Origin of the sequence: Arthrobacter sp. HMWF013, from assembly GCF_003061105.1 — a bacterium.
Lineage (GTDB): Bacteria > Actinomycetota > Actinomycetes > Actinomycetales > Micrococcaceae > Arthrobacter.
Genome location: NZ_QAIQ01000526.1, coordinates 1 through 1,634, shown reverse-complemented (window position 1 = coordinate 1,634; position 1,634 = coordinate 1). Strand labels below are relative to the sequence as shown.

Sequence of the window (1,634 nt, the reverse complement as noted above, 5' to 3'; positions counted from 1 at the left end):
GCGTCGCGACGCTGCTGTCAGAGGGCTTCGACACCTTGTCGGGCGGCTCGTCGGGGACGCCCCACTACCTCAGCCCCGAGCAGGCCGCCGGTGAGCCGTCCGGAAAGCCCGGTGACGTCTACTCGCTGGGGCTCGTGCTGCTGGAGGCTTTGACGGGTCGCGTTGTCTATCCTGGTGCTCCCATCCAGTCGGCCCTGGCACGGCTGCTGCGCGATCCGCACATTCCGGAGGAGATAGCGCCGCGATGGGCAAAGCTGTTGACCTTCATGCTCGCCCGGGATCCCGCTGCACGCCCGGACGCCAAGGATGTGTCCCTGTCCTTGCGGCAGGAAATCGCAACGGGTGCAGCGAGGCACCGGGGCGGATCACAGGAAACGGACGACGCCGAAGACGCCAGAATGCGGGCAGTGCAACGGTACCGGATCCTCGATACCCTCCCGGACGGGACATTTGACCGCGTGGTGGCTGTGGCGGCCCGGATGTTTGCCGTCCCGGTAGCCATCGTGAGCATTGTGGACCACGACCGTATCTGGTTCAAAGCCCGGTACGGCACCGATATCGAACAGATTGGCAGGGATCCGGGGCTGTGCGCCTCGGCAATCCTTCAGGACGATGCCTGGATTGTGGAGAACGCCGCTACCGATCCCCGCACTCTGGCCAACCCGTTGGTTGCCGGCGACGCCGGCATGCAGTTTTACGCGGGCGTGCCGTTGCGCACGCCCGACGGCTACAACCTCGGAACCCTGTGCGTGCTGGACACCCAGCCGAGGCACTTCAGCGAGGACGACACCAAAACCCTGGAGAACCTCGCAGGGATCGTCATGAATGACCTCGAACTAAGGCTCCAGACGAGGCGCAGCCTCGCGTAGTGGGCCCGGCCGGGAATCGCACGGGTCAGCAGATCTTGCGGCGGTAGGTGGCGATGGCGAAGGCGTAGGCGACCACAAGGAGGCCGACGAGCCAGGCGAGGGCGGTCCAGATGTCAGTGCCGACGGGTTCCTGGGCAAACAGGTTCCGGATGCTGTTCACCACTGAGGTGACGGGCTGGTTTTCGGCAAACCACGCCACCGGGCCGGGCATCGAATCGGTGGGCACGAACGCCGAGCTGATGAACGGCAGGAAGATCAGCGGGTAGCTGAACGCGCTGGCGCCGTCGACGCTCTTCGCGGACAACCCGGCGATGACGGCGATCCACGTCAGTGAGAGGGTGAACAGGACCAGGATGGCTGCGACGGCCAGCCAGGCGGCCACGGATGCGCCGGTGCGGAAGCCCATGACCAGCGCGACGACGATCACGATTGCCACCGAGACCAGATTGGCCGCCAGGGAAGTGAGCACGTGCGCCCAGAGCACGCTGGACCGTGCAATGGGCATGGACGCGAAGCGTTCGAAAATGCCGCCCTGCAGGTCCAGGAACAGCCGGTACGCAGTGTAGGCAACGCCGGAGGCGATGGTGATGAGCAGGATGCCGGGGAGCAAATAGTTGACGTACGACTCGTCGGATCCGGTGCTGATCGCGCCGCCGAACACGTAGACGAACAGCAGCATCATGGCGATCGGCGTGACGGCGGTGGTCATGATCGTGTCCGGGCTGCGGAGGATGTGGCGCAGGGAGCGGGCGGTCAGGACACCGG

2 protein-coding genes are annotated in these 1,634 nt (G+C 65.5%); one reads left to right on the top strand and one right to left on the bottom strand.

Annotated elements, in window-relative coordinates; translation table 11 throughout:
• Nucleotides 1-869, top strand: an 869-nt coding sequence (locus DBR22_RS18320) for a GAF domain-containing protein (protein ID WP_146187566.1), incomplete at its 5' end; no start/stop codon positions are given.
• Nucleotides 870-894: 25 nt separating this feature from the next.
• On the opposite strand, the gene DBR22_RS18315 is transcribed toward DBR22_RS18320, so the two are convergent.
• On the bottom strand, nucleotides 895-1,634 hold a 740-nt coding region (locus DBR22_RS18315), incomplete at its 5' end, for an ABC transporter permease (protein WP_308810236.1).